Here is a 24,616-nt window from a genome sequence, read left to right on the forward strand (position 1 = left end):
GCTGTAGATCTTTGATTTTTCGACGGTTCTTCGAAGGACGATATCTGCCACGTTGTGGAATATTCCATTTGCCGAGTTGGGCGTGCGGTTGACGGAGGTTGGGTCGGTTGAGCTCTCGGACCGATCAGTTATTCTGTAAGTCGAACATCGAAAAGCCAAAGAAGGCTCGGGATTGCGATCAATCAGATTGATCGCGGGGAGGATGATGTGCTGCTTGCATTTCGCGGTGCGCGCTCGACACGACTTTTCCGACGAATGAACGGGATTGTCGACGGACTTTTATTTGTTGCGCCCCTCATCGGGCTGGTCGTGATCTGGGCGATCGTCGTTCCGTTGTTCGACATAAGCCCACGGACCTTTCCGTCTCTTGGTGCTGTGGCACGAGCAGGGCTCGAATCACTGCGCGACGGATCCCTTCCGGCCCATGTCGGGGCAAGCCTTCTCCGTGTCGCCCTTGGCACATTGCTCGGTGTCGTCACGGCCGTGCCTCTCGGAATCGCGATGGGTGTCAGTCGCGCCACGGCGATGTTCTTGACGCCGCTGTTCCGATTTTTCTCGGTCCTGGCGGGTATCGCGTGGATCCCGATCGCGACGCTGTGGTTCGGGTACGGCTTCGGTGCGATCATCTTCGTTATATTCAATGCCGTATTCTTCGTTGTCGCGTATAACACGCTACTCGGAGTGTCGACGATACCACATTCGATCCGGAACGCTGCATCTTCCCTTGGCGCCGGGCGCTGGGCGCTGCTCTTCCACGTGCTCCTTCCGGGTGCATTGCCGAACATCGTCATGGGTGTGCGGACCGGTCTCGGCTTTGCATGGCGCGGGCTGATAGCGGCCGAGATGATCGCAACAAACGTGGGCCTCGGTTACATGCTGTTTGTTGCACGTGATTTCTACAGAACAGAAGTGATCGTTCTTGGCATGGTCTTGATCGGAACCATCTGGCTCATGATCGACCGGTTGATCCTCGTACCGCTTGAGCGCGCCACGATCGAGCGTTGGGGCATGGTGAGGCAATCATGAACGTAGCACTGCATGTCTGGAGCACCTACGTCAGGCTTACGGAGCGATGGCCTGTCATCGCGACGCTTGTGCCCTTTCTGCCGATCCTAGCGCTCTGGGAAATACTGGCTTGGGCCGGCGTCTTTCCCCCGGCGTTCTTTCCCAGCCCGGGCAACGTCGTCAAATCCTTCGTCACCCTCACCTACAAAGGTATTTTGCCAGACTATCTTCAAGATAGCCTCGTGCGCCTCGCCCTGGGCGCGGCGATCGGGATCGTGTTGGGCATTCCCTTCGGCCTCTTGATCGCGACCAACAAAATAGCGCACCGTGTTTTCTGGCCGATCCTTCTGTTTTTTCAAGCGATCGGCGACATCGCTTGGCTGCCGATTCTGTTAATCTGGTTCGGGTTCGGTCTCGGCACGATGACGTTCGTCATCGTCTATACGGTGCTATTCCCGATCGTCCTCAACACCGTGCTGGGCGTGGAGACCATCCCGCGCGATCTTCCGCGCGCGGCACGCAGCCTCGGTTCGTCCTCACTGAGCGTGTTGTGCCACGTGATCCTGCCAGGGGCTCTGCCAAACATCCTGACCGGTCTGCGCAATGGGCTCGGCTACGGCTGGCGGGCGCTTATCGCCGTGGAGATCATCGTCGGCACGAGCGGCATCGGCTTCCTGATGTTCGATGCCAGACGCGCCGGCTCGACGACCGAAATCATCCTCGGGATGATCATACTTGGAACATTATGGTACATTGTCGATGCGTGGATACTTGCTCCTCTGGAGAAGGCGACTGGTGAACGCTGGGGGATTGTGGCATCATGACTCTGTCGATCCAAAACCTGGAGAAGACTTACTTCAACCCGTATGCCGACGCGCATGTCACGGTGATCCGCGACCTGTCCTTGACGGTCGAACGGGGCGAATTCGTTTCCGTGGTCGGTCCGTCCGGGTGCGGCAAGACCACGATGCTGAACATGATCGCCGGATTCATCCCGCGATCGGGCGGAGACATCCTGCTCAACGGCAAGTCCGTCAGCGGCCCGGGTGCTGATCGCGGCGTGGTCTTCCAGTCCTTCGCCCTGTTCCCGTGGAAGACCGTCCTCGACAATGTCGGGTTCGGGCTCAGGATGAAGGGCGTGCCGAAATCCGAGCGGGACCGGATCGCTCGCGAATACCTGACCCTCGTCGGGTTGGCCGAGGCCGCCAACCGCTACCCCAACGAACTCTCCGGCGGCATGCAGCAACGGGTCGGCGTCATCCGCGCGCTGGCCAACGAGCCCGACGTGCTGCTCATGGACGAGCCCTTCGCCAGCGTCGATGCGCAGACGCGCATGACCCTGCAGGAGGAATTGACCCGTATCTGGCAGGAACGGCGGCCGACCGTCATCTTCATCACGCACGACGTGCCCGAGGCCGTGTTCCTGGCGACGCGCGTCGTCGTGCTCTCGAAGGGGCGCGTGCTGGACGACATCGCGGTCGACCTTCCGCAGCCCCGCGTGTGGGACCGTCTCGTTCACGACGATCGCTTCAAGACCATCTCGGCGCGGGTCCTCCAGCAGGTCCGCCTCGCGTGACCCGGGCGCGGGCATTCCTGCGGTCCTCGCGGACCCGCACCGTGCTGGGCGTCATGGCGTGCTGGCTCGGCTTCCAGCTTTGGCTGACCGTTGCGGCCCCCGGCAAGATCTCGCCCGACCTCTCCCGGGCGAGTGGACGCGTGAACGTCCAGATCGATCTGCCCTTCACGCCCGAGAGGTTCCACGTGCTCGCGGTGCAGAGATACGGGCGCATCGCCGGTGCCGATGAGCACTCGATAGAACTGCGCGGGGTGAGAACGAGCGATCTGACGTCGCTCGCCCGCCCGTTCTGGGTCAGGAAGGTCGAACCGCTGAGGGAGGATCAATAATGATAAGACGACTTGTTACCGCCGCGGCTCTAGCGCTGTCGGTCGTTTGCGCCCGCGCCGACGAGCCGGTCAAGATGAACGTCGGCATGGTGAGCGCGATCGACATGCTGGCGATACCCGTCGCGCTCGAGCGGGGATTCTTCGAGAAGCACGGGCTCGACGTCACGATAGCGAGACCCTACCCAACGGGCGTCGACGCGCTCAACGCGCTTCAAGCGGGCGAGACGGACATCGTCCAGGTCGGCGTTCCCATGATCGGCGCGGTTCTCCGGGGCATGGACCTCGTCGCGCTCGGCAATTTCAGCGGCAGCACGACCAAGGCCGGGTCGGATGCCACGATGGCGCTCGTCGCGCGCGAAGGCTCGGGCATCGTCGCGGGCGACCTCAAAACCCTCAAAGGCAAGAAGATCGCGACCTCCTTCGGCACGATCAACCACCTCTACATCCTCGGTCTGCTCCAGAAGGCGGGCCTCACACCCACCGACGTCGCGCTCGTGAACACGCCGCCTCCGGACATGACGGTGGCGCTTCTGGCGAAGGGGGTCGATGCGTTCGCCGGCTGGGACCCGTGGCCGATAATCGCGCAGAAGGACGTTCCCGGCGCCTTCCAGGTGATCCGCGGCGGCGACGTGATCTCCTATATCGGCTTTGCCGTCGCCCTGCGCTCCTGGGTCGATGCCCATCTGGGGCTGGCGGAGAAGTTCCTGGCCGCGACCTCCGAAGCCGATCAGTGGATGCGCAAGAACCCGAAGCAGGCCGCCGGGATCGGCACGCGCTGGATCCCCGGGCTGAAGCGTGACGTCGCGGAGGCGGCGATGCAGTTCAACGTGCAGCAGCTCGACCGGCGGCTGTCGCGCAACAACTACCGGGCGCTCTGGACCGCCGAGGACACCCTGGCGAAGCTCGGCACCATCAAGTCGACCTTCGACGTCAACAAGCACGTCGATCCGCGGCCGATCCTGGCCGTCATGAAGGCGCACCCGGAGCTCTTCTCGGACCTCCCGCCGATCCCGGACGACTTGGCGATCAAGCCGGGTTTCGTCTTCCAACCGTGACCCTTCCCGCGGGCGGGCTTCCGCGGTCCGCCACGCGCCAACGAGGAGAGAACCACGTCATGGCCAAAGGCTACTGGATCGCGCACGGCGATCTCATCAATCCGGATGGGTACGGTGAGTACACGAAGCAGAACGGCCCTGTCTTCGCGAAGTTCGGCGCCCGGTTCGTCGTCCGCGCGGGCAGGCAGATCCAGGCCGAAGGCAGCACCCGCTCGCGGACTGTCGTTCTGGAATTCGATGATTACGAGACGGCGGTCGCCTGTTACAACTCTCCCGAGTACCAGCGCCTCGTCGCCATCCGGGCCCCCCACGCCCATAACGACCTCATCATCGTCGAAGGCTACGACGGCGCGCAGCCGGCCTGAAGTATGTTTCCAAGATCGACCACTGTTTCACAGTGGTCGCTCCGGCGCTGCCGCGAGACAGACCAGCGTGAGAGTACAATGAACGTCATCAACTACATTACACAGATCAATTTCGGGTTCGGGGCACTCGCGGCGCTCGCAGCAGAATGCGAGCGGGTCGGGGTCGCGCGGCCCCTGCTGATCACGGATCGCGGCGTGCGGGCCGCAGGCCTGGTCGACACGGTTCTCAGCCAACTCCCCGGCCGGGCGGGCGTGCCGGTCTACGACGGCACGCCCGGCAACCCGGACGAGGCTTCGGTTCGCGACGCGCTCGAGCTGTATCGGGAGCACGGATGCGATGGTGTCGTCGCGCTCGGCGGCGGATCTCCCATCGACCTTGCCAAGGCGGTCGCGGTGCTTGCCGCACATGGAGGAGCGCTCAAGGATTACGCCGCGATCGAGGGAGGAGCGGCCCGCATCACCGCCAGAACGCCGCCGGTGGTCGCGATCCCGACCACCGCGGGCACGGGCAGCGAGGTCGGCCGTGGCTCCCTGATCATCCTGGACGATGGGCGGAAAGTCGGCATCCTGTCGCCCCACGTCGTGCCGAAATCGGCGATTTGCGATCCCGAATTGACGCTTGGGCTGCCGCCGATCCTCACCGCTGCCACCGGCATGGACGCCATCGCCCACTGCATCGAGACTTTCCTGTCGCCGTCCTTCAACCCCCCGGCGGAAGGGATCGCGCTCGACGGTCTCCAGCGTGCCTGGGCGCATATCGAGCGCGCGACGGCGAACCCCGGCGACCGCGACGCGCGGCTCAACATGATGAGCGCGTCCACTCAGGGCGCCCTCGCCTTCCAGAAGGGCCTTGGCTCCGTGCACAGCCTCAGCCACGCGCTGGGCGGCCTCAATCCCAGGCTCCATCACGGAACCCTGAACGCGATCCTCCTGCCGGCAGTGCTCGCATTCAATGCCTCGGCCGAGACGGTGGTGGCGAACCGCAAGATGGACCGGCTGGCCGGCGCCATGGCGCTCGCTGCAGGCAGCGAGGTCGGCCCGGCGATCGGGAGCATGACGCGACGGCTCGGGCTGCCGACGACGCTGTCGGAGATGGGCGTCGGCGCCGACCTCATTCCGGCTATCGTAAAGGGCGCACTCGCCGATCACAGCCACAAGACGAATCCGCGCGACGCTTCGGCCGCGGACTACGAAAGCATGCTGCGTCAAGTCATGTGATTTCAAACAAATACAAAAATCTCGGGCGGAGACTGGATATGCCATCGAATTCTGTTGCAGCGAGCGGCGGAGCTACCGCTCCTACGCTCGACTCTGTCTTGAGGAAAGCGAGCTGGCGCATCGTGCCGCTCTTCGTCGCATGCTTCGGGATGGCCTATCTCGACCGCGTCAACATCAGCTTCGCCAAGCTGCAGATGCAGAGCGAGCTGGGATTGTCCGATGCCGCCTACGGCCTCGGTGCGAGCATCTTCTTCATCAGCTATCTCGTCTTCGAGATCCCGAGCAACATGATCTTGGCGAGGGTCGGGTCTCGGCTCTGGATCGCCCGGATCATGATCAGCTGGGGCATCGCCTCCGCGTTGATGATGTTCGTGAAGACAGAAGCGTGGTTCTACGTTCTCCGGTTCCTGCTCGGGATGTTCGAGGCCGGATTCGTGCCGGGAGCGGTCTACTATTTCACGCAATGGTTCCCGGCGAAGCAGCGCGGGCGGATCAACTCGTTCTTTTTCACGTCGATCGCACTATGCGGAATTCTCGGAGGACCGATCTCAGGCGCCATCATGAAGTACATGGACGCCGTCGGAGGCATGCACGGATGGCAGTGGCTTTTCCTGCTCGAGGGTATCCCGTCGGTCGTGCTCGGCTTCGTCGTCATGGCGTGGCTCGATGACCGGGTCGAGGATGCGCGGTGGCTCAACGACGACGAGAAGCGTATTCTGACAGCCAGCCTCGAAGCGGAGCCGCGGTCCGGCAGCACGCACTCGTTCAGCGTCGCACTTCGGCAGCCAAGCACTTACGTGTTCTCGGTCATCTATCTTGGGCTCGCCATGGGGATTTACGGGATCCTTTTCTGGATGCCGCAGCTCGTGAAGACAGCGGGCACCAACGATACCTTCATCATCGGCCTCATCACAATGCTGCCCTACCTAGTGGCCCTCGTGGGTGTGACGCTGATCGCCCGCTCCTCGGACAGGACAGGCGAGCGGAAGTGGCACTTGGCTGGATGCGCCCTTGCAGGGGTTGTGGGCTACGTGATGTGCGGCATCTTCGGCAACAGCACCGTCATGCTAGTGGTCGGCCTCAGCATCGCAGCCACCGGTATCATCGCGTCGTTCGGGCTGTTCTGGATCCTGCCTGCGCGAGTGATGACGGGGGTTGCAGCTGCGGGTGGATTGGCCCTGATCAACTCGGTCGGCCAGCTCGGTGGCGTGATCGGACCCTACATGGTGGGAGTAGTAAGAGACACGACGGGCAGTGCTGACGCAGCTCTCTACGCTATCGCTGGCGTGTGCGCGCTGTCAGCGGGCCTTATTGTTTGGTGCCTGCCGAAGCGCGTTTACGAGCGTGCATCATCCGATGAGGCAGTTACTTCGAGCCTTGCAGTTGATGGAGTGCTTGTTCCGCCACTTGTAGCTGGCGAGCGTAATTAGCATTTGAAGGTCTCATCAGATTCGCCCTTTCTAAAAAAGGCATTGGCCTCTTCGATGCTACGAAATTTTCTCCGAGAAATATTAGGCTTTACTGCCAGGTCTGTCGCGACGGTGAATCGTCACTTCGAACCCCGCTGTGTAGCCGGTCAGCACAGCGGGATCGGCGTTCTGCGTGTCGAGTCCGTTACCCGTTTCCTTTACGCCAATATGTGCCGCGACGGGGTGCGCAGGCCCCGCTGCCATTCAGCCCCTGTCTGCGTACCACTTCCGTAGGGCGGCAAGGCCGTCCTCGTAGGTGCGTTGGAACGCCTTCTACGCGGTTCAGCACGTGAGCGGGCGATCAGCTGATCCGGTCAATGTCATCGATGCCAGCTGCTGATCGGTACCTACGACGAAGTCGAAGAGGCGGAACGTCCGCTTCGGGGCAAGTGGCCAGGGTCCAAGATGCCCCCATGCGGACCTTCGATGGTGGCGGTTCGAGGGTCCGCTTGTTTCACATCCTGGGCACCACAGCGACATCCATCGGCAGAGTAGCTCCTCGAGAGCTAAAGCTGTCGTGCTGGGCTCAGGATGCCCCAGGACCAGCGGGGCAGCGAGGGAGCATGTCGAAGCAGGACGCCCCTCGAACGCGCTGTATGACGCTCCTGGCGCATCAGCGCTGACCGCCCCTCTGCGAGGGGCATAGGGGCGATCTGCCCCCTGGAAGCCGCGTGCTTGGGCCTCCGCAACTTATTCAGGCACACGCCTGATCATGGCAGCAGCGAAGCCTCAGACGTCTCCGCTGCTTGTATCGTCGATCAGCGCACCCACTGAAGGATGTTTTGGCTAAATTTGCTTGTCAGAAACGTCGATGGAGTAGCGAGACTTCCAAGATTTTCATGGTCGGTGAACAGCCATCCAACATCAAGGCAGTGGCCCATTTCCGTTAGACGGAAGAGCTATATTTTGTTATTGTATAACACTCTCCAAATTGCGTGTCGGCTCTGCGCCACATCCAGACTTTCGGCCAGACCGACGTGAATGACCGTATGCGTTCGAAGAGCGGCGGTCATGCGCTTTTGGATTGATCGCGCGGCAGCTGCTTTGCAATCGCTGTGACGATGCGGAAAGCGGCTTCGCTCAGACCCTGCGCTGGCTGGTGATACGAGATCAGGAAGTGATCTTCCGGATCTCGTATGTGAGGAATGCTCGATCCGGCGATCCCCTAGATCCCGGTGCATGAACGCAGCGATCGATGTTCCCGTCTCCTCGCAACGGCCTCGGAGAGGCGCTACCGCTCGCGACCACGGTCGTGCTCGGCGCCAAGCAAGCGGGACGGTTGGGTCTCCGGCTCAGGCGTCTGCCCGGAGCCCCGTAGCCGAGCGGCGTCGCCAGAGCGCCATGCTGGCGAATACACCGTCCCGACGTATTAAGGCGTGGAGCAGCGCCGCCCCGAGATGGGCGAGGATGAGGCCGAACAGCGCGTAGGCCAGCACGCCGTGGAGCGCGCGCAGCCAAGCGTAAGCGAGCGGGCTGTGGGGAACGATCGGTGGCAGCACGAACGGCCCGGCGAGGACCACCGGATCGCGTGCCGCCGCCAGCATCGCCCAGCCGACAAGGGGCATGGCTAGCATGAGCCCGTAGAGGGCGACGTGCGAGGCATGGGCCCGCCCGCCGCTGCCAGCAGGGCAGGTCCGCCGGCAGGGGCGGCGGCGGGTGGCGCCAGCGGTTCGTCAGCCGCACGACGGCGAGGAGCAGGATGAGGAAACCGAGCGGGCGGTGCACCGTGACCAGCACGTGGTAGTCGGCCAGCGAGGCCACCATCGCCACGCCAATCAGCAGCATCACCAGGATCAGCGCCGCCATGCTCCAGTGGAGCACGCGCGCGGGCAGATTGAAGCGCGGCAGGTCGCTCACAGGTCGGCTCCTCGGGCGGGTGTCGCCGCAACGGCGCTCGGGCTCTTCTCCTCGCCGGCCCGGCGGGTGAAGGAGCGGACATAGGCAGCCGAGCGGGCGCTCAGCAGCGGGTCGTCGGAGGGCGCGATCCCGTCCGGCAGGACGAGCGGGTCGAAGTTGACGTAACGGCAATTGCCCGCCGCCTCGGGCGCGGCGCCCGTGAGGGTGAGCGTGCCGAGTTCGACGCTCTTGCGATTCGAAGGCCAGGGCAGGGTCGCGTCCGCGACCGGATCATCCGTCAGGCCGAGCGTCGCAACAAGGTGCAAGCGCAGGGGCCCCTGCCGGAGCTGCGTGGCGAGGTCGTCGAACAGGAAGTTCCTGTCCGTCCGCGCGGCCTGGGCGGTGGTCTCCGGCGCCGCCTCCTTATCCGGTACGACGGCCCAGCGTACCGGCGTCGCACGACCGTCGGCGGCCACGAACCGGAAGGCGTTCAGGCCCCAGTGGTGCTGTCGGCAAAGCCCGAGGTGATCGTGCATGCCTTGATCAGGGCGGCGGCCTTCGCGCTCTCCGGATGCGCGGTGAAGAAGGCCTTCAGGCGCTCCGGGTCAGGCTTGCCAGTCGCCGGATCGGGCTTGGCGGCGAGCAACTGGTCGTAGAAGGCCTCGGGTGTGCGCACCGGGAAGACCGGGATGTTGTTCATGCCCGTGCGCCACTCCTCACCGTCCGGCAGCCGGAAGCGCAGGGCGAGGCTGCGCACCGTGGCCTCGGCGTCGGCCGCGTAGGGCTGCCCGCCCACCAGCGCGATTCGTCCCTCGACGGGCGTCACCCGCCCGGCCGCGAACAGGCCCGCCTTCGAGAGCCTGGTGCCGGCGCCGCTGGCGGCGAAGCTGCCTGACACGCACAGGCCTTTGGTGTGGTTGCGCCGGAAGCCGGGATGCGGCCCGTTCACCTGCTCGAAGCGGTCGACGAGGCGGGCGGGCGTCAGCACCCCCGGCGACAGCCAGCCGCCGGCATAGGCGAAGGTGCCCGCACTCGCGGCGAGCACCGCCCCGACGGCGGAAAGCCGCAGGCAGAGGGCGCGGGTGGTCGTGCCCGCAGGTGCCCCGGTCAGGTCGTGCAACAGGGTCATGGCGGCCTCAGGTGTTCGTCGCGGTCGTGCGGCGGATCTCATTGGCAAGGGGGTGCAGGCCGGCCAGGTCGGCCGGGCCCACGAGGCTGTAGCCGAGCCCGTCCTCGGCCCAGGCGTAGCCGGTGGCCAAACCGGATTGGTGCTCGCACATGGGCGCGTCGCCGGGTTCGGCCATGGAGCGCATCAGCATGACGAGGCGGGTGCCGCGGGAATCGTCGTACATCAGCAGGCCGGCGGGACCGTGGGGCGTCGCGACGAGACGCCCGCCCATCAGGCGATAGCCGGCCGCGCTCAGATCCGGCACCTCGACCGGGCGCGCGAGCCGGGCGGAGAACCAGCGGGCGATCTCGTCGCGGTCGCCGGCGGCGAGTTCAACCGGCCGGAACGGTCCGGCGCATAGACGGCGAAGCTGGCGCCCGCCTCCTGCGCAAGAGCATCAACCCCGGCCGGGACCGGCGCGAGCGCGCCGTGGAGAGCCCAGCCACCGAGACCGCCCAGGGTCAGGAGCATTGCCGCGGCCGTGGCCTGCCAGGCCGGCCTCCGCGGGCGTCGCCGCGCCTTGAGGATGTGCGCGAGATTGAGCCGGGCCGGGACCGGCTCGGCCAGCACGGGTGCGAACGCGGAACGCAGGTCCCGGCCGAGGATCCGCAGGCGCTCGACGCGGGCCCGCGCGTCGGGGTTGCATGCGAGATACGCCTCGACCTCGGCACCGCGGGCAGGGTCGAGCCGGTCGTCGACGAGGGCATGGAGGTCGTCCTCATTGATCGGGCGCGCGGTCACTTCACCCTCCTGAGCAGCGGGCGCTTGGCGGGAACGGTAACGCCCTCGCCGTCCATGAGTCGGATCATCCGGTCGCGGGCGCGCGACAGGCGCGACATCACGGTGCCGGTCGGGATGGCGAGCACCTGCGCGGCCTCGGCGTAGGACAGCCCTTCCACAGTGACGAGCAGCAGCACGTTGCGCTGCTCGTCGGGCAAGGCGTCGAGCGCCGCCATCAGGTCGCGGTGACGCAAGGCCCCGTCCTGGCTCGGAGCAACCGCCAGGCTCGCTTCCGGCGCGTCCTCGACGGACATGTGTGCACCGCGCCGAGCGCGCCGGCGCATCTGGCTGACCGCGAGGTTGTGCAGGATTGCGGTGAGCCAGGTGCGGGTATCGCCGTCGGATCGACGCTGGTGCCACCGGCTCACCGCCCGCTCCAGGCAGTCCTGGACGAGGTCGTCGGCGTCGGCGGGGTCGCGCAGGAGCGCTCGGGCGTAGCGGCGCAGGGCCGGGATCAGAGGCTCGACGAGCCGTACCATGTCGCTCACGGCCAGCCTCCCGACATCCGCGCATCTCCTATCCGCGCATCTCCTCTCGTCACGGGGCGCCCTGCGCGAGGGCGGGGCAGTCCGACTCGGACAAAGACGCCGCCTCGTTCGGGTTATTCCATCGGACCACGGATTTTTTTCGCGGCCTGGCCAAGGCCGTATCGACGGAAGCGGACCAGCGACGGCCGCTCGTGCAAGTGTGAGCGACCGGCGATGTCGACCCGCTCTCTCGCGAAGGCCGTCGGCTACCCGGGGTTGCCCCGGCGAGGCGTCGTCTCGACGATCAGCAACCCGCGGCCCTTGCCGGATGCGCCGTCGATCGTCGTGACGGCGCGCCATAACCGCTCGCTGCCGACCAGGAACGGCCGGTAGTGGTCGTTCACGTCGCCGACGAAGACGAGGTCCTCGTCGGCGAGATGGCCGAGGATCGGCGAGAAGTGCCCGGCTCCCCGGCCGAACAACGGCCCGCGATGGAAATTGACGATCATGCGACGGTCGGGATCGTTGCTGCGCTTCATGGCCTCGCGGAAGGCGGGCAGCGAGAGATCGCGCACGACGTGGACCGGGCGATCGAGCCGCGTGCGGACCACGTCCGCCAGTTCGTCCAGCGTCAGGCCGTTCACGAGCACGCCGAACCAGGGCCGGAACGCCGTGCCGCGAAGCATGTCGGCCTGCGCAGCCTCAAGACCGAGGGAGTGCAGCAGGTTCGCCACGCTCGCGGGACCGCAGAAGCTTGGGTTGCTCTGGTATTCGTACGAGAACCGCCGGTAACTCGCCGCCACAGGGGAGGCCCAGGCCTGGGCGAGACGCGCAGGATCATGAAACTCGGGGCGGGCCTCGATCGACGTGACGGACCCGCCGGCGTTCCATGCCCGCAGGACCGGAGAGCCGGAGGCCGCGACGGCGAGCCCGGTCAGGAGCGCGACCGCGCCGAGGACGGCGAAGGGCCTGCGACCGCGTCGAACCGGTTCGTCCACCATGCGCCCATCACTCCGCTTCGTTCGGGACCGCGCTCGTCCGCCCGGTCTCCAGCCGGAGGGCGTACAGGCGCCGAACGGTTCGGGCGCCCCGCACTGGCTGAACCGCCGCGACCCGCGCCTCCCCGCACGCAGCGGCCCGCAGCACCGCCTCCGATACGAGGCAGTCGCAGGCCAGCGTGCGGGTCATCTGCTCAAGGCGGCGGGCCACGTTGACGGTGTCGCCCACCGCGGTGAACTCGACGCGCCGCGCCCCGATGGCGCCGACGAAGACCGGACCGCGGTGCAGCCCGATCCCGATCCGGACCGGCGGCAGGCCGGCCCGCTCGCGCTCGCGGCTCCAGTCCTGCATCGCTGCCGCGAGGGCGCGCGCAGCCGCGACGGCCCGGTCGGCATCCCCGGATGCAGATTCCGCCACCCCGAACACCGCCATCGCCTCGTCGCCAACGAACTTGTCGACGAGGCCGCCCGCCGCCTCGACGGCCCGCGCGGCGCGGAGCCGGAACTCGGCGAGGAACACGGCGACGTCGGCGGGGGCCAGGCCCTCGCAGAGGCGGGTGAAGCCGCGGATATCGGCGAAAAGCACGGTCGCCTCCTGCTCCCACCCTGCATGTGGGGCGACGGGATCGGATTCGGCAATCAGCCGGGCGATCTCCGGCGCGGTCAGGCGCGCGAGGTTGCTCCGCTGCCGGATCGCTTCCGCCCCGGCGCGGCGCAGGTGCCGGACCCGCAGCGAGAGCCAGGCCAGGGCGAGCCCGGCGAGGCCGAGGGTGACGGGCTCGGGCGCGGTCGCGGCCGCGAGGCCGAGGAGCAACGGCATCGGCGCCGCGGCGAGGAGCGCGCCGCGCCCCGCCGCCCACGCGGCAAGGGATCGGGCAACGGAGCTATGGTCGGCTCGAATCGCTCGCGCCCGCCGAAGCCTGGGACGGGCGCCCGCCATTTCGGCGCAGGCCTCCGGAAGCGACAGCGCCGACATCAGCAGCCCGTGCAGACGCGGGCGATGATGCGCTGCGCCCTGACGTGCTCGCGCTCGATGGCGGCAGACCGGGCATCCCGAACCGCCGAGGACGGCAGGGCGATCAGGATCGCGGCGCGGCTTGGACCGCCAGGCTGCACGACGCGCGGGTCCGGCTGCGACCGCGCCGCGGTCGAAACCGCTAGGGACAGGAGAAGGGTTCCGGTCGCGGCGACCGCCGCAATCCTCGTCCGGGCAGGGATCATGATATTGTGCTCCCGATGATGGAGCCCCAAAATTGGGCATTCAATCTTTCGCCTGTATGTCAATAATCAGAAAATATACTACATTCGAAATCGAGCATGTGCGTCTGGAACAGAGCATAATTATCATTTTTATGCTTGAAGCGAACGCCAACGGCACCCGGCCCATCGGCCCGGATGCCGTCAACGGGGCGGGCGCCGGCTCCACGGCGTTCCCCGGCCGCCCCCCGCGCCGCCGAGGCGCTGACCAGTCAGGCGGCGCTGCGCGCGCGACCGCTGCCGCCGTATCGGGCGAGGACCTGCAGGATCTCGGCTTTCGCATCGTACCCCGCCAGTTCGACGGCGAGGCGCCGCGCCTCCCGGCGATGGCCGGGCTCGTCGAGCACGGTCCGCACCGCATGCCGGATCGACTCCGGCGTCGGGGTGTTCGTAGCGAGGTCGATCCCTACCCCCGACCAAGCGATGCGGGCATTCACCTCGGCCTTGTCCTCGGTGAGACCGGCGCCGACAAGCGGGATCCCGACGCTCAGGGCCTGGTTGACGCTGCCGTAGCCGCCATTGGTCACCATGGCGTCGACCCGGGGAAGCAGCCACTCGAAGGGCAGGTAGGGCGCGAGCCGCGCATTGGCCGGGACCGCACCTGAAACCGCGTCACGGATCGCATCGAGGCCCCGCCCGCCCGCCGTCACGACGGTCAGGATGTCGGGCTCATCGGCGAGGCCTGCGAGGGTCGGGCCGACGAGCAGTCCGAAATCGTGGTTCGCGACCGTGCCTTGCGTGACGAGCACAACCTTGCGGGTGCCGTAGAGGTCGCCCGCCCAGGGCGGGAGCGGCGCCTGGCCCGGGACGATCGGCAAGGCCCCGACGAACCGGACGTTCGGCGGATACGCGAAAGGGTACTCGAATCCGGGGGCGGTGAGCTGCAGGTAGGTGTCGGCGAGCCGCACCACCGCGTCGAAGAGCGGCCAGGGCGGAGACCTTAACCCGAACTCGGCCAGCACGGCGGCGAGCCTGAGCCCGACCGGCCGGTCGACCGCCGCCTCGTAAGCCCCGGCCATCCGCGCGTAGGCTGCCTCCTGCTCCGACGATGCCGCCGGCGGCAGGCCGAGAAAGCCTGGGGCCCCGTCGGGACGGGTGCAGTGGAGGATCGAGGTGCCGCACAGGACGATGGCGGGCCGCTCCGCCCGCGGCCCGAGCAGCGACGGTAGGGCGCCGAAGAACATGTCGTCGCCGATCACCACGGAGGCGGGAAAGGCCCGCAGCGCGTCTCGCAGGCCGAGGTGCTGGTCGGGAATCCGGTCGACGAAGATCCGCTCCATGGCGACGCGCAGCCAGTCCGGGCCCGGCCGGATCCTGGCCAGTTCGGGCACGACGACCTGGAGGTCGCGGCCGTCGAAATCCGCATCACCCGGGAGGGCCGCGAAGCGGGCGCCGGTCGCTACGGCTCGGTCGCGGAAGGCCGACCCGGACAGGACCATGACCTCGTGGCCGTCCTCGGCCAGCATGCGGGCAATGGCGAGCAGGGGATTGAGATGGCCCGTGGCGGGCGTGGAGCAGATGAGGACCTTCATCGCACGTCCTAGTCGATTGGGGGATGACGGGGGCCGCGCGAGCCGCAGCTGCGACCGGGAACCAGGCCTGGGGGTGGCCCGTGACGGCTCGGCCGCGAATTGCGGCCGCAGCGGGCGGCGGGTGGAGCTAGGCGGCGACCCGCAGCGCATCGATGCGGCGGATGCCGCTGTGGCCCCGGAGCACCGGCATCGCACTCGCCAGGCGCAGGCGCGGGGCGAGACGCATCAGGGCGCCCAGGCCCTCCTCCAGCTCGACCCGCGCCAGGGCCTCGCCGATGCACCGGTGCGCGCCACCGCCGAAGACTGGATGCAGGCGCGGCAGGTCGGTGCGCCGGATGTCGAATGTGTCGGGCCGGACGTAGACGGCTTCATCGCGCGAGGCCGACATCGTCGAAAGCAGGACCAGGCTTCCCGCCGGAACGACATGCCCGTCGAGGCGAATGTCCTCTCGGGCGGCCCGCGCGGCGGAACCGACGCTTGGCTCGTAGCGGAGGGATTCTGCAACCGCGGCCGGGATCAGATCGGGGTCGCGGGCGACCGCCGCCCATTGCTCCGGGTGGCGCAGCAGGAGCGCCGCCTGCATCGCCCCGGCGACCCGGGTCGTATCGGTGCCGCCGACGATCATCTGCACGATCTGGACGACCACCTCCTGCGGCGTGAGCTCGCCCGCCGCGTCGGCCTCCGCGAGGAAGCGTGACAGGACGTCGTCCCGCGGCGCGGAGCGCCGGGCCGCGAGCAGCGCTTCCACGTAGTTCTGAAGCGCCACCGCTGCCGTCTCGAGATCCGGGATCTCCTCCGGTCCGAAGGTGAAGCTCAGCACCCGGGAGACCTCGTAGGCGAGCTGCGTGAAGCGCGGGACGTCCTCGCGCGGCAGGCCGAGGATGTCGGCGATGGTCCGGGCTGGGATCAGGGAGGTGTAGCGCGCGACGAGGTCGATCTCCCCCTCCGGCATCCACTCCCGGACGAGGCTCTCGGCGGCGGCGCGGATCCGCGGCCTCAATCCCTCAATCATCCGCGCCGCGAAGGTGCGGGTGAAGGGCGAACGGCGCCGGCGGTGGGCCGTCCCGTTGGCGGTGAGCATGCCGTGCGCGAACAGGTCGAACAAGGCGCCCTCGCGGATTCCGCGCGCCTCCGGGTACAGCGTCTCCGTCGCCTGCAGGCGGGGATCGCGCATCAGCCGGTCGACATCGGCAGCGCGCAGGACGAGGGCTCCCGCGACCTCGTGGCCGACGAAGGGCAGCCGCGGCCGCCAGGCGCGGAACACTCCGTGCGGATCGGCCTCCAGCTCCGCCACCGTCAGCGTCGGAACGTCCGCCGCGGGCCGGATCGGGCCGGCGTGCAGAATCGGGTCTTCGGGTCCATCCATCGGTCGGTCCTCGCTGCCGGGTTCGAGCGAGAATGTTTTGATATCCCAAGCTACCGGATGATGTCGGATGCCAGATCGATGATGACGATTGCAACAATCGACGCCCCGGACCGCTCGACAGCGAGAATGGATCGACCAGGAGGGTCCACTTGCCCTGAACTGTGCGCCGGAACACGTCCCGTACGGCGCTTCTCATGCGTCATTTCATCCGACATCAAGCGGTAACCCGGCTCTTCGAGACATCGCTCCGCTTGATGGAAGGAGACGACCTCATGGTTGCAGGGCGTGGATAGAGTGATGACACCTTCGAGACGCTGCTCAGGCACGCGATCACGGAATCCGTGCTCGGCTGCATGCCTCACGGGATTTCGGACGCTCGTGGCTTCCTCGCGCGCCTGAGGCATTACGAGCGGCAGGCACGGCAGGCACGGCAGGAGCGGCTGAGTTCCCCGACTCGCCAGGTCATTGCCTCGGCGCGCCGCCTTCTCGGCGACGAAGCCGAGCCGGACGCAAACCGTGACGACGGATCGCCACCACGACGGGTATCTCGGGATTTCGTCCGTCGATCAGAAGCTTGTGCGAAGCGGCACGGTACACGACACGAGCGGACAGCCACGCCTTCCTACTGCTGACGTTCGACGGCGGAACGAGCCCGTCGCCCACTTCTCCCGCTTCCCCGATTCTCCTGCCGCTGACGCCTCAGTCGTCCAGGAGGGGGGGTGACTCGCGGGGACTTGGCCGCCCGTGAGGCATCGCCGAGCCACAGTGTCGTGTACCGTGGCCGAAGGGTCCTTGGTTCGACTAACGCCACTGCGCCCGGCTCTGCTCGCGCAGCCAGTGGACGTAGCTCTGGTGAGTATGGTGAATGCAGCCGCCATAGGCGAAGCCGACCACCAGCGCGTCCAGCAGCCATCGCCCGAGGCCGCCATGCCCCGGGCTGCGGGCCGGCTCCGCGAGGCCGGCGCTCCCCCGGCGCTCGGGCCCGGACCTGCGGAGATGGCGGTGGCGACCGGAATGAGACTCGGGGCTCCGGTTATCGATCATCATCGCCTCCATGATGCGGGCGGACGATCGTGGTTCACGATGAGTTACGGCGCGGTGTTGACCCGCGCCAAGTTCTGTTACAACGGTAACGAAACCGACTTTTACTGACGGACATGGCCATGTCCGGTGCGCATGCTCGCCTTGTGCTGTCGCGCACATGATAAAGGGCGCATCGTTGCAAACGGCGTGGTATCAACCCAGCCGTGCAAGGTCCGACGTCCAGCAGCCTCCGGACGAGACACCGGAACGGCCCGACCATCTTCCGAAGATCGTCCGGCCATCCCGGTCATCGAGCCGGCGCGTCGAGATCGTGCCGTCGCGGCGCTCTGCCGCGAAGCGGAGTTCGCCATGATCGAACCCAGTCTGGACCGGGGCCAGGGCCGCAGCGCGCGGCCGGGCCCGACGCGGATCCTCCTCGTCGAGGACGATGCGGGGATGCAGCGCATCGTCTCGGAGCACTTCGCCGGCCACGACGTCGACGTCACCCCGGCGGCCAACCGGGCGGAGGCGGAGCAGCGGCTTACGGAAGGCGGCTTCGACCTCGTGGTGCTCGACCTGCGGCTCGGCTCCGAGAATGGGCTCGACCTGCTGCGCGACCTGCGCGCCAGGAGCGACCTGCCGGTGATCATCACCACCGGCCACCGCCGCGACGAGATCGACCGGGTGATCGGCCTCGAGCTCGGCGCGGACGATTACCTCGTCAAGCCCTACGGCTTGCGCGAACTGCTGGCGCGGGTGCGGGTCGTCCTGCGGCGGGCCGAGGTCGCGGCCGCCCCGGGGCGGGGTCAGGAATCCGGCAAGGAATCCCACCGCAGCCGCTTCGGCGGCTGGGTGCTTGACCGGCGCCGCCGGCGCCTCACCAACCCCGCCGGGGCGGACGTCGCCCTCAGCAAGGGCGAGTACGCGCTGCTGGTGGCCTTTCTCGATGCTCCCCAGCGCCCCTTGAGCCGCGAGCATCTGCTGCAGGCCACGCGCGTCCACGAGGACGTGTTCGACCGCAGCATCGACGTCCAGATCCTGCGGCTGCGCCGCAAGCTGGAGGTCGATCCGAGCGCGCCGCGCCTCATCGTCACCGAGCGCGGCGTCGGCTACGTCCTCGCCACCGCCGTCGAGAAGCTTTAGCCGTGGCCGCGTTCCGCCCCGCCTGGGTTTTCGCGGTCGCCCTCACGGCCGTCCTCGCCGGGAGCGCACTCGCCGTCCTTGAACCTGCCGCCCGGGAGCGGCCGGCCGGGGGATCAGCGACGGATCCGCTGCCCGCGGAGGCCGTGGCAGCGCTCGCCGTCATCACGCCGGTTCCGGGCAGCCTCGGGGCGGAGCCCGCGAGAGCCGCCCTCGGCCGGACCCTATTCTCCGACACGCGACTGTCCCGCGGGGGCGACCGGGCCTGCATCACCTGTCACGACATCCGCATCAACGGCGCGAGCGCGGTGGCGCGGGACCTGACGACCGACGGCAGGCCGCTCGCGCGCAACACGCCGTCGGTCTTCAACGCGGCCTTGAGCTTCCGCTTAGGCTGGGCCGGCGAGATCCCGACTTTGCAGGACCAGGCCGAGGCCGACCTGACGCGGCCTGACTTCCTGGGCGGATCCTGGCCCGCGATCCTGTCGGTGATCCGCGGCGATCCGGCGCTCGCCGGCCGGTTCCGGTCGGCCTTTGGTCGGGAGGCCGACCGGGAGGCGGTGATTGATGCGATCGTCAGCTTCGAGCGCAGCCTGCTCACCCCGGGCAGCCGCTTCGACGGATGGATGGGCGGCGACGCCGGCGCCGTCACCGAGGCGGAGCGGGCGGGCTACGCCCTGTTCCGGGGCATCGGCTGCGCGGCCTGCCACCAGGGCGTCAATGTCGGCGCCAACCTGTTCGAGAAGGTCGGGATCTTCGTCACGATCCCCAACAAGGCCGCCGAGGTGCTGCGGGTGCCGAGCCTGCGCAACGTCGCGGTGACGGCGCCCTACTTCGACGACGGCAGCGTCGCCACGCTCCCGGAGGCGGTCCGGCTGATGGCCCGGGTCCAGCTCGGCCGGGAGCTAACGGCCGCGCAGGCCGACGCGATCGTGGCGTTCCTCGGCACCCTGACGGGCTCCTACGAGGGACGCCCCCTGACGGCGCCGCGGGCACCCGGCTCCGGGCCGCAGCCGCAGCCGCAGCCGAGGGGCTGACCCCATGAGGCGCGCATGAGGCTCACCGTTCAGGCGACCGTGCTCGGCGCGCTCCTGGCGGCCCTGCTCACCTGGCTGATGATCAACGGCAAGGGTGAGCTGGACGCCGATTACCTGCGCACGCAGCGCAGTGTCGACGCCCTCGCGCTCGCCGAATCCCGGCTGCAGCACGACGTGCTCCGGGCGCGGACGGGCCTCTTGCGCAACTACGACCCGATCGTGGTCCATGTTCGGGAGATGGAGGAGGCGCTGGCCGCGCTGCGCGCGGGGAGCGGCCAGGAAGACCCCGAGATGCGTGCCCTGGCCGAAGCGGTCGCCAGGGAGACGCAGATGGTCGAGCGCTTCAAGACCGGAAACGCCCTGGTTCAGAACTCGATCGCGTATTTCGATTCCCTGAGCGACCGCCTCTCCGACACGGAGGTCGAGGTCCGGCTCGCCCAGGCGGTCGCCGCCCTGCAGGTCCGGGTCTCGGAACTCGCACGGGACGCGACGCTCGAGCGCATCGCGGACATCCGCGCCCGGCTCGATGCGCTTGCATCCGGTGCCTCGGCGTCCGCTCGCTTGCCGTCCGGCGCTCCCGCGGCGGACCGGGCGGCGGACATTGCCGCCATCGTCCTGCACGGACGCCAGCTCCTCGACCTGCTGCCGCAGGTCGACGCCGCCACCCGCTCGCTGCCGGCCTCGTCGAGCGAGGCGGCGCGGCGCGCCCTCCTCGAGGCCCGCCGCGCCCTGACGGATCGGCGCCAGGCCCGCGCCGATGGGTTCCGCCTCGCGCTCTACGCGGCGGCCCTCGCCCTGGTCGTCCTGGTGATCCGCGTCGGGCTGCTGATGCGGGCGGGAACCGTCTCATTGCGCCGGACCATTGCCTTCCAGTTCGTGGTCGCCCAGGCGGCGAACCGCTTCCTGGCGAGCCAGCCCGACGAGATCTCCGCCTGCATCGGCGAGGTCCTCGCGATGATCGGCGAAGGACTGGGCGTGGACCACGGCTACGTGCTCATGCTCGACGGGAGCGACGCGGTCCACCTCTGGGGCCGGGCCGGCCGCCCGCCTCCCCGCGGCTGGCCGGAGGCGCGGCGCGACCTGATCCCCGACATCCTCGCCGCGCCCGACGACCACCTCTTCGTCGAGGCCGCCGCGGGCACCGGCCCGCCGGCCCTGGTGCGGGCGCTGTCCGCGCGCGGCGTCGTCTCGTGGACCTGCGCGCGGCTGCGCCGCGGGGAGCGGATCGTCGGCGTGATGTGCTTCGAGCGCGGCAGCCCGCAACCGGCCTGGCTGCGGCACTCGCGCGGCCTTCTGCAGATCGGGGCCGACAGCTTCGGGGCCGCCCTGGAGCGCCAGCACGTCTGGGCCGAGCGCCGCGAGATCGAGGCCAGCTTGCGGCGCGCCCAGCGGCTGGAGGCGATCGGCATCTTCGCCAGCGGCGTGGCGCACAACATCAACAACGTGCTCAACGTCATGCTCGGCCACGCCGAGATCGCCGCCGATGCCCTGCCGGCCGATCCGCACCGGGCCGCCCGGCAGATTGATCTCCTGGTCCAGGCGGGCGGCCGGGCGCACGAGATCGCCGGACAGATCCTCGATTACGGGCGGCGGGGCGGGGCGGCTCGCGGCACGAGCGTCGTCGAGGCAGTCGTGGCTGAGACGGTGGCCCAGATCCGCACCTCGACCACCGACCCGGCGGCGATCCGCCTCGCCGGGACCTCGGACCGCGCCGTCGTCGAGGGCGAGCCGGCGCAGTTGCAGCAGGTGGTCCACAACCTGGTCCGCAATGCCCTGCAGGCCTCCGATCCGGGCGGGGTGGTCGATGTGCAGCTCGAACGCGTCTCTTTACGCGAGCGGCGGCCCCTCTCGCACGGCGAGTTGGGTCCCGGCGAGTACGTCTGCATCCGCGTGGCCGATCAAGGCCGCGGCATGGACGCGGCCACGCTCGCGCGGATCTTCGAACCGTTCTTTACCACCCGCCCGGCCGGGACCGGGCTCGGCCTCGCCACCGCGTTCGAGTTCGTCCAGGAACAGGACGGTGCCTTCCACGTGCGCAGCGCCCCGGAGGCGGGCAGCGCGTTCGAGGTCTGGTTGCCGGTCCGCCCGCAGGCCGGGCCGGACGTCCCGACCGTCGGCGGCACCGTGATGATCGTCGGAGGCGCCCGCTCCACGGTCCAGGAGGACGAGGAGACCCTCGCGGCCTTGGGCTACGAGCCCGTCGGCTACGCCGATCCCGATGCGGCTTTGGCGGCGCTACGCGCGGAGCCGGGACGCTTCGACCTGCTGATCGTCGAGAACCAGCCGTCCGGACCCTTAGGCCTCCCCTTCGCCCGCCGCGCCGCCGGGATCGTCGATCGCCCGATCGTGCTCTCGCTGTCGGCCGCGGACGCGGTGAGGCCGGAGGTGCTCTCGGCGATCCCCATCGTCGATGTCGCGCATCGGCCGTGGCGCTCGCATGCCCTCGCGCTCATGCTGCGGCGGCACCTGGGGTCGGACTCGCGGAGCCCCGTTCGGCATGGGAGAGCCGAGACTCGGACGGCAACGCCGTCGCAGAGCTTCCACTGAACGGTCGGGATGGGTCGCGGCGGCATCTCGGGTCTTACGGAGGCAGTGTCCGCCCTGGACCCTGTACGAGGTAGGCGCCTCGCAGCCGATGGTCCAGGGCGACCCACCAGCCCCGATGCGGGGCCGTTCGGCGCGGTGCGCCCGGCACGCACGTGTCTCTGTGTCACTGGCCGCTGCTGTGACACCAATGGTCGTCGAAAACGATGGTTGGTGTCATACCCTCGCGCCTTGGCATCGACACGTCGATCCCAAGGCGTCCGGCGCATCAGCGCCGACGCCCATTCGGGCTTGCCTCGCGCCTTCGTGCGGGTCCGTTCGAAGGCGCGGCGGTATCAGTCTTCGTCCTGCCACCGCCGCAGATCCGTCTGGTCATGATAGCCCATGCGGTCGGGCGTAGTGATGAACTCCATCGTCGTGCCCCAGGGCATCCGGCAGTAGCAGACTTTGTTCCCCGGACCTTTTTCGGTCGCGTAGGGAATGGCACGCGGCGCGGTCAGGGGCGTGCCGCCGGCCCTCTCGAAGCGCGCGACCGACGCGTCGATATCGTCGGTGTAGAGCGCGAAATGCGTGAGGCCGAAGTCGCTCGCCCGGATCGGCGGGGCCTGTTCGGGACCGTGCATCTCGAATAGCTCGATATCGGGCCCGGTTCCGAGCTTGACCATCGCCTGGGCGCCAACGACCGTTCCGGGGAGTGCCCCGACCGCCCGCTCGAAGTCCGGTCCCTGGCGCGGCGGATCCTGCGGTCCGAAGGACTGGTAAATCACCTGGCCGCCGAAGGCGTCGACCAGGAACGATGTCGCCGCCTCGATGTCGGGCACCGTGATGCCGATGTGATTGACGCCGCGAATGACGGGTGCGGACATGACACTCTCCTCTCTCGACGGGATCGATCGACCGCGACCCCTCGAGCGGGACGTGCCCGCAGGGTCGCGACGGCTTGGCCCGCGCTATCCCGCGGGCGCCGGCTTACAGTTCGCTTTCAGGAAATCGATTAGGGTGGCCGCGACGTCGTGCGGCCACTCATCGGCGACATAGTGGCTGCACTGCGCGATCGAGCCGCCCGTCACATTACTGGCGAACTCTCGCAGCATCGGCACCATCTGCGCCCCGAACCGCTGGTCTCCGCCGAGGGCCAGCACCGGTATCTCGAGCGGTCGCTTCTTGTACGCGAGGGCAGCCGCGTGATCGGCGGCGAGGGTGCGATACCACTCCATGCCGCCGCGGGTGCGGCCGGGCAGCGCCATCGCCTTCGCGTAGATCTCGATGTCGGCCGGATCAAAGGCGCTGTGATCGTAGAACCGCTCAGCCATGAAAGCCGAAACATAGTCGACTTCGCGGCCGTGGATCAGGCGCTCGGGCATGTCCCGGTTCCTATGGAAACCGAAGTGCCAGAGTCTCGCGGTCGTCGCCTCCCATCCGGTCCAGCCGGGAAGCGGCACGTCGAGCACGGCCAGATGCGTGACCGCCTCCCGGTAGATCGCCGCCTGCGGCAGCGCCACCATGCCGCCGATGTCGTGCCCGCACACCGCGTAGCGCCCATACCCGAGGGCGGCCATGACCTCGTGCGCATCGCGCGCCATCGTTGCCTTGTCGTAGCCGTCGAGCGGACAATCGGAGAAGCCTGCGCCGCGCAGATCGATGGCCACCACGCTGAGATGCTCGGCCAGCAGCGGCATCACATGGTGCCATTCCCACCAGGTTTCGGGCCAGCCGTGAAGCAGAAGGATCGGCGGGCCGGCGCCCCCGGTGACGGCGTTGAGCTTGATGCCGTTTGCCGGCACGAGTTGCTGGGTAAAACCCTGCAAGGTTGCGATCATGATCGCATTCCGGTCAGATGATGGCGTTGGAACAGCGCGGGCGGCCGGCGCTCAGCGCCGGTCGAAATCCGTGGCGATCGAGATCGCGCGCCAGGCATCGATATCGCGGCGGAAGGAAGCCAGCTTCCGCTCGGCGATCGCGTGCGCGACCGGGCCGAGCGGCAGATGAAGCGGAGTGTCGTCGGCGTCGACCGCCCGCAGGATCACCGCGACGGCCTTGTCGGGATCGCCGGCCTGGTTGCCGTCGTTGGTCTCGCGATAGTGCCTGCGCGAGCTCGCCGCGTAGTCCGGCATCTCCGTCGCGGCCATGGTGATCGAGCGGCCGAGGAAATCGGTGCGGAACGGCCCGGGCTCGACGATCAGCACGCGGATGCCGAAGGGCTTCAACTCGCCCGCGAGCGCCTCGGACACGCCTTCCACCGCGAACTTGGCGGCATTGTAGTAGCCCCCTCCGCCACCGCCGGCACCGGAGGACATGGTGACGATCGTCCCGCCCCTGCGGGGCAGGGCGGCTCGGGTGAACCGCCCCGGGTTTCCCGGAGGCTCCAACTTCTGAGAGCCTGTTTGAGCGCGTCTTCCGGTCGTCCCCATCTCTCTCCTGTGAGATCAACACGGGATCCGCGTGGCTGGG

Annotated in this window: 20 protein-coding genes and 4 pseudogenes; 11 read left to right on the plus strand and 13 right to left on the minus strand. The window is 68.1% G+C overall.

Features of this window, described 5'->3' with window-relative positions; translation table 11 throughout:
- Positions 1-207: 207 nt before the first annotated feature.
- The 8 genes from VP06_RS10150 to VP06_RS10185 all read left to right on the plus strand — a co-directional run bounded on the left by VP06_RS10150 (position 208) and on the right by VP06_RS10185 (position 6,978).
- On the plus strand, positions 208-1,026 hold the full coding sequence (locus tag VP06_RS10150) for an ABC transporter permease (protein ID WP_245291127.1): 819 nt from the start codon (positions 208-210) through the stop codon (positions 1,024-1,026).
- Complete coding sequence (locus tag VP06_RS10155; RefSeq protein WP_048463650.1) at positions 1,023-1,829, plus strand: ABC transporter permease; 807 nt, start codon at positions 1,023-1,025, stop codon at positions 1,827-1,829. Before VP06_RS10150 ends, VP06_RS10155 begins: the two co-directional genes overlap by 4 nt.
- Positions 1,823-2,581 carry an ABC transporter ATP-binding protein gene (locus VP06_RS10160; RefSeq protein WP_053081675.1) on the plus strand — a complete coding sequence of 253 codons (759 nt, stop codon included), beginning with the start codon at positions 1,823-1,825 and terminating at the stop codon, positions 2,579-2,581. The genes VP06_RS10155 and VP06_RS10160 overlap by 7 nt, the downstream gene beginning before the upstream one ends.
- Before the next feature lie 41 nt (positions 2,582-2,622).
- Positions 2,623-2,910: a hypothetical protein gene (locus VP06_RS10165; RefSeq protein ID WP_238193741.1), complete on the plus strand. Its 288-nt coding sequence runs from the start codon at positions 2,623-2,625 to the stop codon at positions 2,908-2,910.
- Positions 2,910-3,965: an ABC transporter substrate-binding protein gene (locus tag VP06_RS10170; protein WP_048463653.1), complete on the plus strand. Its 1,056-nt coding sequence runs from the start codon at positions 2,910-2,912 to the stop codon at positions 3,963-3,965. Before VP06_RS10165 ends, VP06_RS10170 begins: the two co-directional genes overlap by 1 nt.
- Positions 3,966-4,024: 59 nt before the next feature.
- Positions 4,025-4,330: a DUF1330 domain-containing protein gene (locus VP06_RS10175; protein ID WP_048463654.1), complete on the plus strand. Its 306-nt coding sequence runs from the start codon at positions 4,025-4,027 to the stop codon at positions 4,328-4,330.
- Positions 4,331-4,408: 78 nt separating this feature from the next.
- A complete protein-coding gene (locus tag VP06_RS10180; RefSeq protein WP_048463655.1) occupies positions 4,409-5,548 on the plus strand; it encodes an iron-containing alcohol dehydrogenase in 1,140 nt (379 codons plus the stop codon).
- A gap of 122 nt (positions 5,549-5,670) precedes the next feature.
- Positions 5,671-6,978 (plus strand): MFS transporter, encoded by a 1,308-nt coding sequence (locus tag VP06_RS10185; protein ID WP_197093178.1) that lies wholly within the window; start codon positions 5,671-5,673, stop codon positions 6,976-6,978.
- A gap of 1,331 nt (positions 6,979-8,309) precedes the next feature.
- Here VP06_RS10185 and VP06_RS10190 read toward each other — a convergent pair.
- The 10 genes and pseudogenes from VP06_RS10190 to VP06_RS10235 all read right to left on the minus strand — a co-directional run bounded on the left by VP06_RS10190 (position 8,310) and on the right by VP06_RS10235 (position 17,468).
- A pseudogene (locus VP06_RS10190) lies at positions 8,310-8,874 on the minus strand (cytochrome b).
- Positions 8,871-9,982: pseudogene (locus VP06_RS38720) on the minus strand (catalase family peroxidase). The pseudogenes VP06_RS10190 and VP06_RS38720 overlap by 4 nt, the downstream one beginning before the upstream one ends.
- 7 nt (positions 9,983-9,989) lie before the next feature.
- A pseudogene (locus tag VP06_RS10200) lies at positions 9,990-10,762 on the minus strand (anti-sigma factor family protein).
- The gene (locus VP06_RS10205; RefSeq protein WP_082167319.1) at positions 10,759-11,289 is read right to left on the minus strand and encodes a sigma-70 family RNA polymerase sigma factor; all 531 of its coding nucleotides are present in this window, start codon (positions 11,287-11,289) and stop codon (positions 10,759-10,761) included. Before VP06_RS10205 ends, VP06_RS10200 begins: the two are co-directional and overlap by 4 nt.
- Positions 11,290-11,534: 245 nt before the next feature.
- Positions 11,535-12,269: a phytochelatin synthase family protein gene (locus tag VP06_RS10210; protein WP_048463658.1), complete on the minus strand. Its 735-nt coding sequence runs from the start codon at positions 12,267-12,269 to the stop codon at positions 11,535-11,537.
- A gap of 7 nt (positions 12,270-12,276) precedes the next feature.
- On the minus strand, positions 12,277-13,086 hold the full coding sequence (locus VP06_RS10215) for an adenylate/guanylate cyclase domain-containing protein (protein ID WP_245291130.1): 810 nt from the start codon (positions 13,084-13,086) through the stop codon (positions 12,277-12,279).
- A 155-nt stretch (positions 13,087-13,241) separates the two neighbouring features.
- Complete coding sequence (locus tag VP06_RS10220; RefSeq protein WP_048463660.1) at positions 13,242-13,487, minus strand: hypothetical protein; 246 nt, start codon at positions 13,485-13,487, stop codon at positions 13,242-13,244.
- A gap of 248 nt (positions 13,488-13,735) precedes the next feature.
- Complete coding sequence (locus VP06_RS10225; protein WP_048463661.1) at positions 13,736-15,055, minus strand: glycosyltransferase; 1,320 nt, start codon at positions 15,053-15,055, stop codon at positions 13,736-13,738.
- 127 nt (positions 15,056-15,182) lie between these two features.
- Positions 15,183-16,421, minus strand: a complete 1,239-nt coding sequence (locus VP06_RS10230; RefSeq protein ID WP_082167320.1) for a cytochrome P450 — start codon at positions 16,419-16,421, stop codon at positions 15,183-15,185.
- Positions 16,422-17,222: 801 nt separating this feature from the next.
- Entirely contained in the window at positions 17,223-17,468 is a 246-nt protein-coding gene (locus tag VP06_RS10235; protein WP_156295529.1) for a hypothetical protein, read from the minus strand.
- Between the two features lie 345 nt (positions 17,469-17,813).
- Between VP06_RS10235 and VP06_RS10240 the strand changes: the two genes are divergently transcribed.
- The 3 genes from VP06_RS10240 to VP06_RS10250 all read left to right on the plus strand — a co-directional run bounded on the left by VP06_RS10240 (position 17,814) and on the right by VP06_RS10250 (position 22,168).
- Positions 17,814-18,587 (plus strand): response regulator, encoded by a 774-nt coding sequence (locus tag VP06_RS10240; RefSeq protein WP_048463663.1) that lies wholly within the window; start codon positions 17,814-17,816, stop codon positions 18,585-18,587.
- Positions 18,588-18,730: 143 nt separating this feature from the next.
- On the plus strand, positions 18,731-19,621 hold the full coding sequence (locus VP06_RS10245) for a cytochrome-c peroxidase (protein WP_245291131.1): 891 nt from the start codon (positions 18,731-18,733) through the stop codon (positions 19,619-19,621).
- 15 nt (positions 19,622-19,636) lie between these two features.
- Positions 19,637-22,168, plus strand: coding sequence for a two-component system VirA-like sensor kinase (locus VP06_RS10250; RefSeq protein WP_048463665.1), 2,532 nt, complete (start codon positions 19,637-19,639; stop codon positions 22,166-22,168).
- 332 nt (positions 22,169-22,500) lie between these two features.
- Here VP06_RS10250 and VP06_RS10255 read toward each other — a convergent pair whose 3' ends face one another.
- The 3 genes and pseudogenes from VP06_RS10255 to VP06_RS10265 all read right to left on the minus strand — a co-directional run.
- Positions 22,501-23,031 (minus strand): VOC family protein, encoded by a 531-nt coding sequence (locus tag VP06_RS10255; protein WP_048463666.1) that lies wholly within the window; start codon positions 23,029-23,031, stop codon positions 22,501-22,503.
- A gap of 84 nt (positions 23,032-23,115) precedes the next feature.
- The gene (locus VP06_RS10260; RefSeq protein ID WP_048463667.1) at positions 23,116-23,985 is read right to left on the minus strand and encodes an alpha/beta fold hydrolase; all 870 of its coding nucleotides are present in this window, start codon (positions 23,983-23,985) and stop codon (positions 23,116-23,118) included.
- A 51-nt stretch (positions 23,986-24,036) separates the two neighbouring features.
- Positions 24,037-24,504, minus strand: a pseudogene (locus tag VP06_RS10265) (SDR family NAD(P)-dependent oxidoreductase); the annotation flags it as partial.
- Positions 24,505-24,616: the final 112 nt, after the last annotated feature.

The sequence above is a fragment of the Methylobacterium aquaticum genome (assembly GCF_001043915.1).
GTDB classification, from domain to species: Bacteria; Pseudomonadota; Alphaproteobacteria; order Rhizobiales; family Beijerinckiaceae; genus Methylobacterium; species Methylobacterium aquaticum.

Coding starts and splice junctions, on each gene's coding strand:
- VP06_RS10250 (WP_048463665.1), top strand. CDS start 19,637: ATGAGGCTCACCGTTCAGGCGACCGTGCTCGGCGCGCTCCTGGCGGCC.
- VP06_RS10220 (WP_048463660.1), bottom strand. CDS start 13,487: ATGATCCCTGCCCGGACGAGGATTGCGGCGGTCGCCGCGACCGGAACC.
- VP06_RS10210 (WP_048463658.1), bottom strand. CDS start 12,269: ATGGTGGACGAACCGGTTCGACGCGGTCGCAGGCCCTTCGCCGTCCTC.
- VP06_RS10225 (WP_048463661.1), bottom strand. CDS start 15,055: ATGAAGGTCCTCATCTGCTCCACGCCCGCCACGGGCCATCTCAATCCC.
- VP06_RS10260 (WP_048463667.1), bottom strand. CDS start 23,985: ATGATCGCAACCTTGCAGGGTTTTACCCAGCAACTCGTGCCGGCAAAC.
- VP06_RS10170 (WP_048463653.1), top strand. CDS start 2,910: ATGATAAGACGACTTGTTACCGCCGCGGCTCTAGCGCTGTCGGTCGTT.
- VP06_RS10255 (WP_048463666.1), bottom strand. CDS start 23,031: ATGTCCGCACCCGTCATTCGCGGCGTCAATCACATCGGCATCACGGTG.
- VP06_RS10235 (WP_156295529.1), bottom strand. CDS start 17,468: ATGATGATCGATAACCGGAGCCCCGAGTCTCATTCCGGTCGCCACCGC.
- VP06_RS10240 (WP_048463663.1), top strand. CDS start 17,814: ATGATCGAACCCAGTCTGGACCGGGGCCAGGGCCGCAGCGCGCGGCCG.
- VP06_RS10230 (WP_082167320.1), bottom strand. CDS start 16,421: ATGGATGGACCCGAAGACCCGATTCTGCACGCCGGCCCGATCCGGCCC.
- VP06_RS10180 (WP_048463655.1), top strand. CDS start 4,409: ATGAACGTCATCAACTACATTACACAGATCAATTTCGGGTTCGGGGCA.
- VP06_RS10155 (WP_048463650.1), top strand. CDS start 1,023: ATGAACGTAGCACTGCATGTCTGGAGCACCTACGTCAGGCTTACGGAG.
- VP06_RS10175 (WP_048463654.1), top strand. CDS start 4,025: ATGGCCAAAGGCTACTGGATCGCGCACGGCGATCTCATCAATCCGGAT.
- VP06_RS10215 (WP_245291130.1), bottom strand. CDS start 13,086: ATGCCGTTGCTCCTCGGCCTCGCGGCCGCGACCGCGCCCGAGCCCGTC.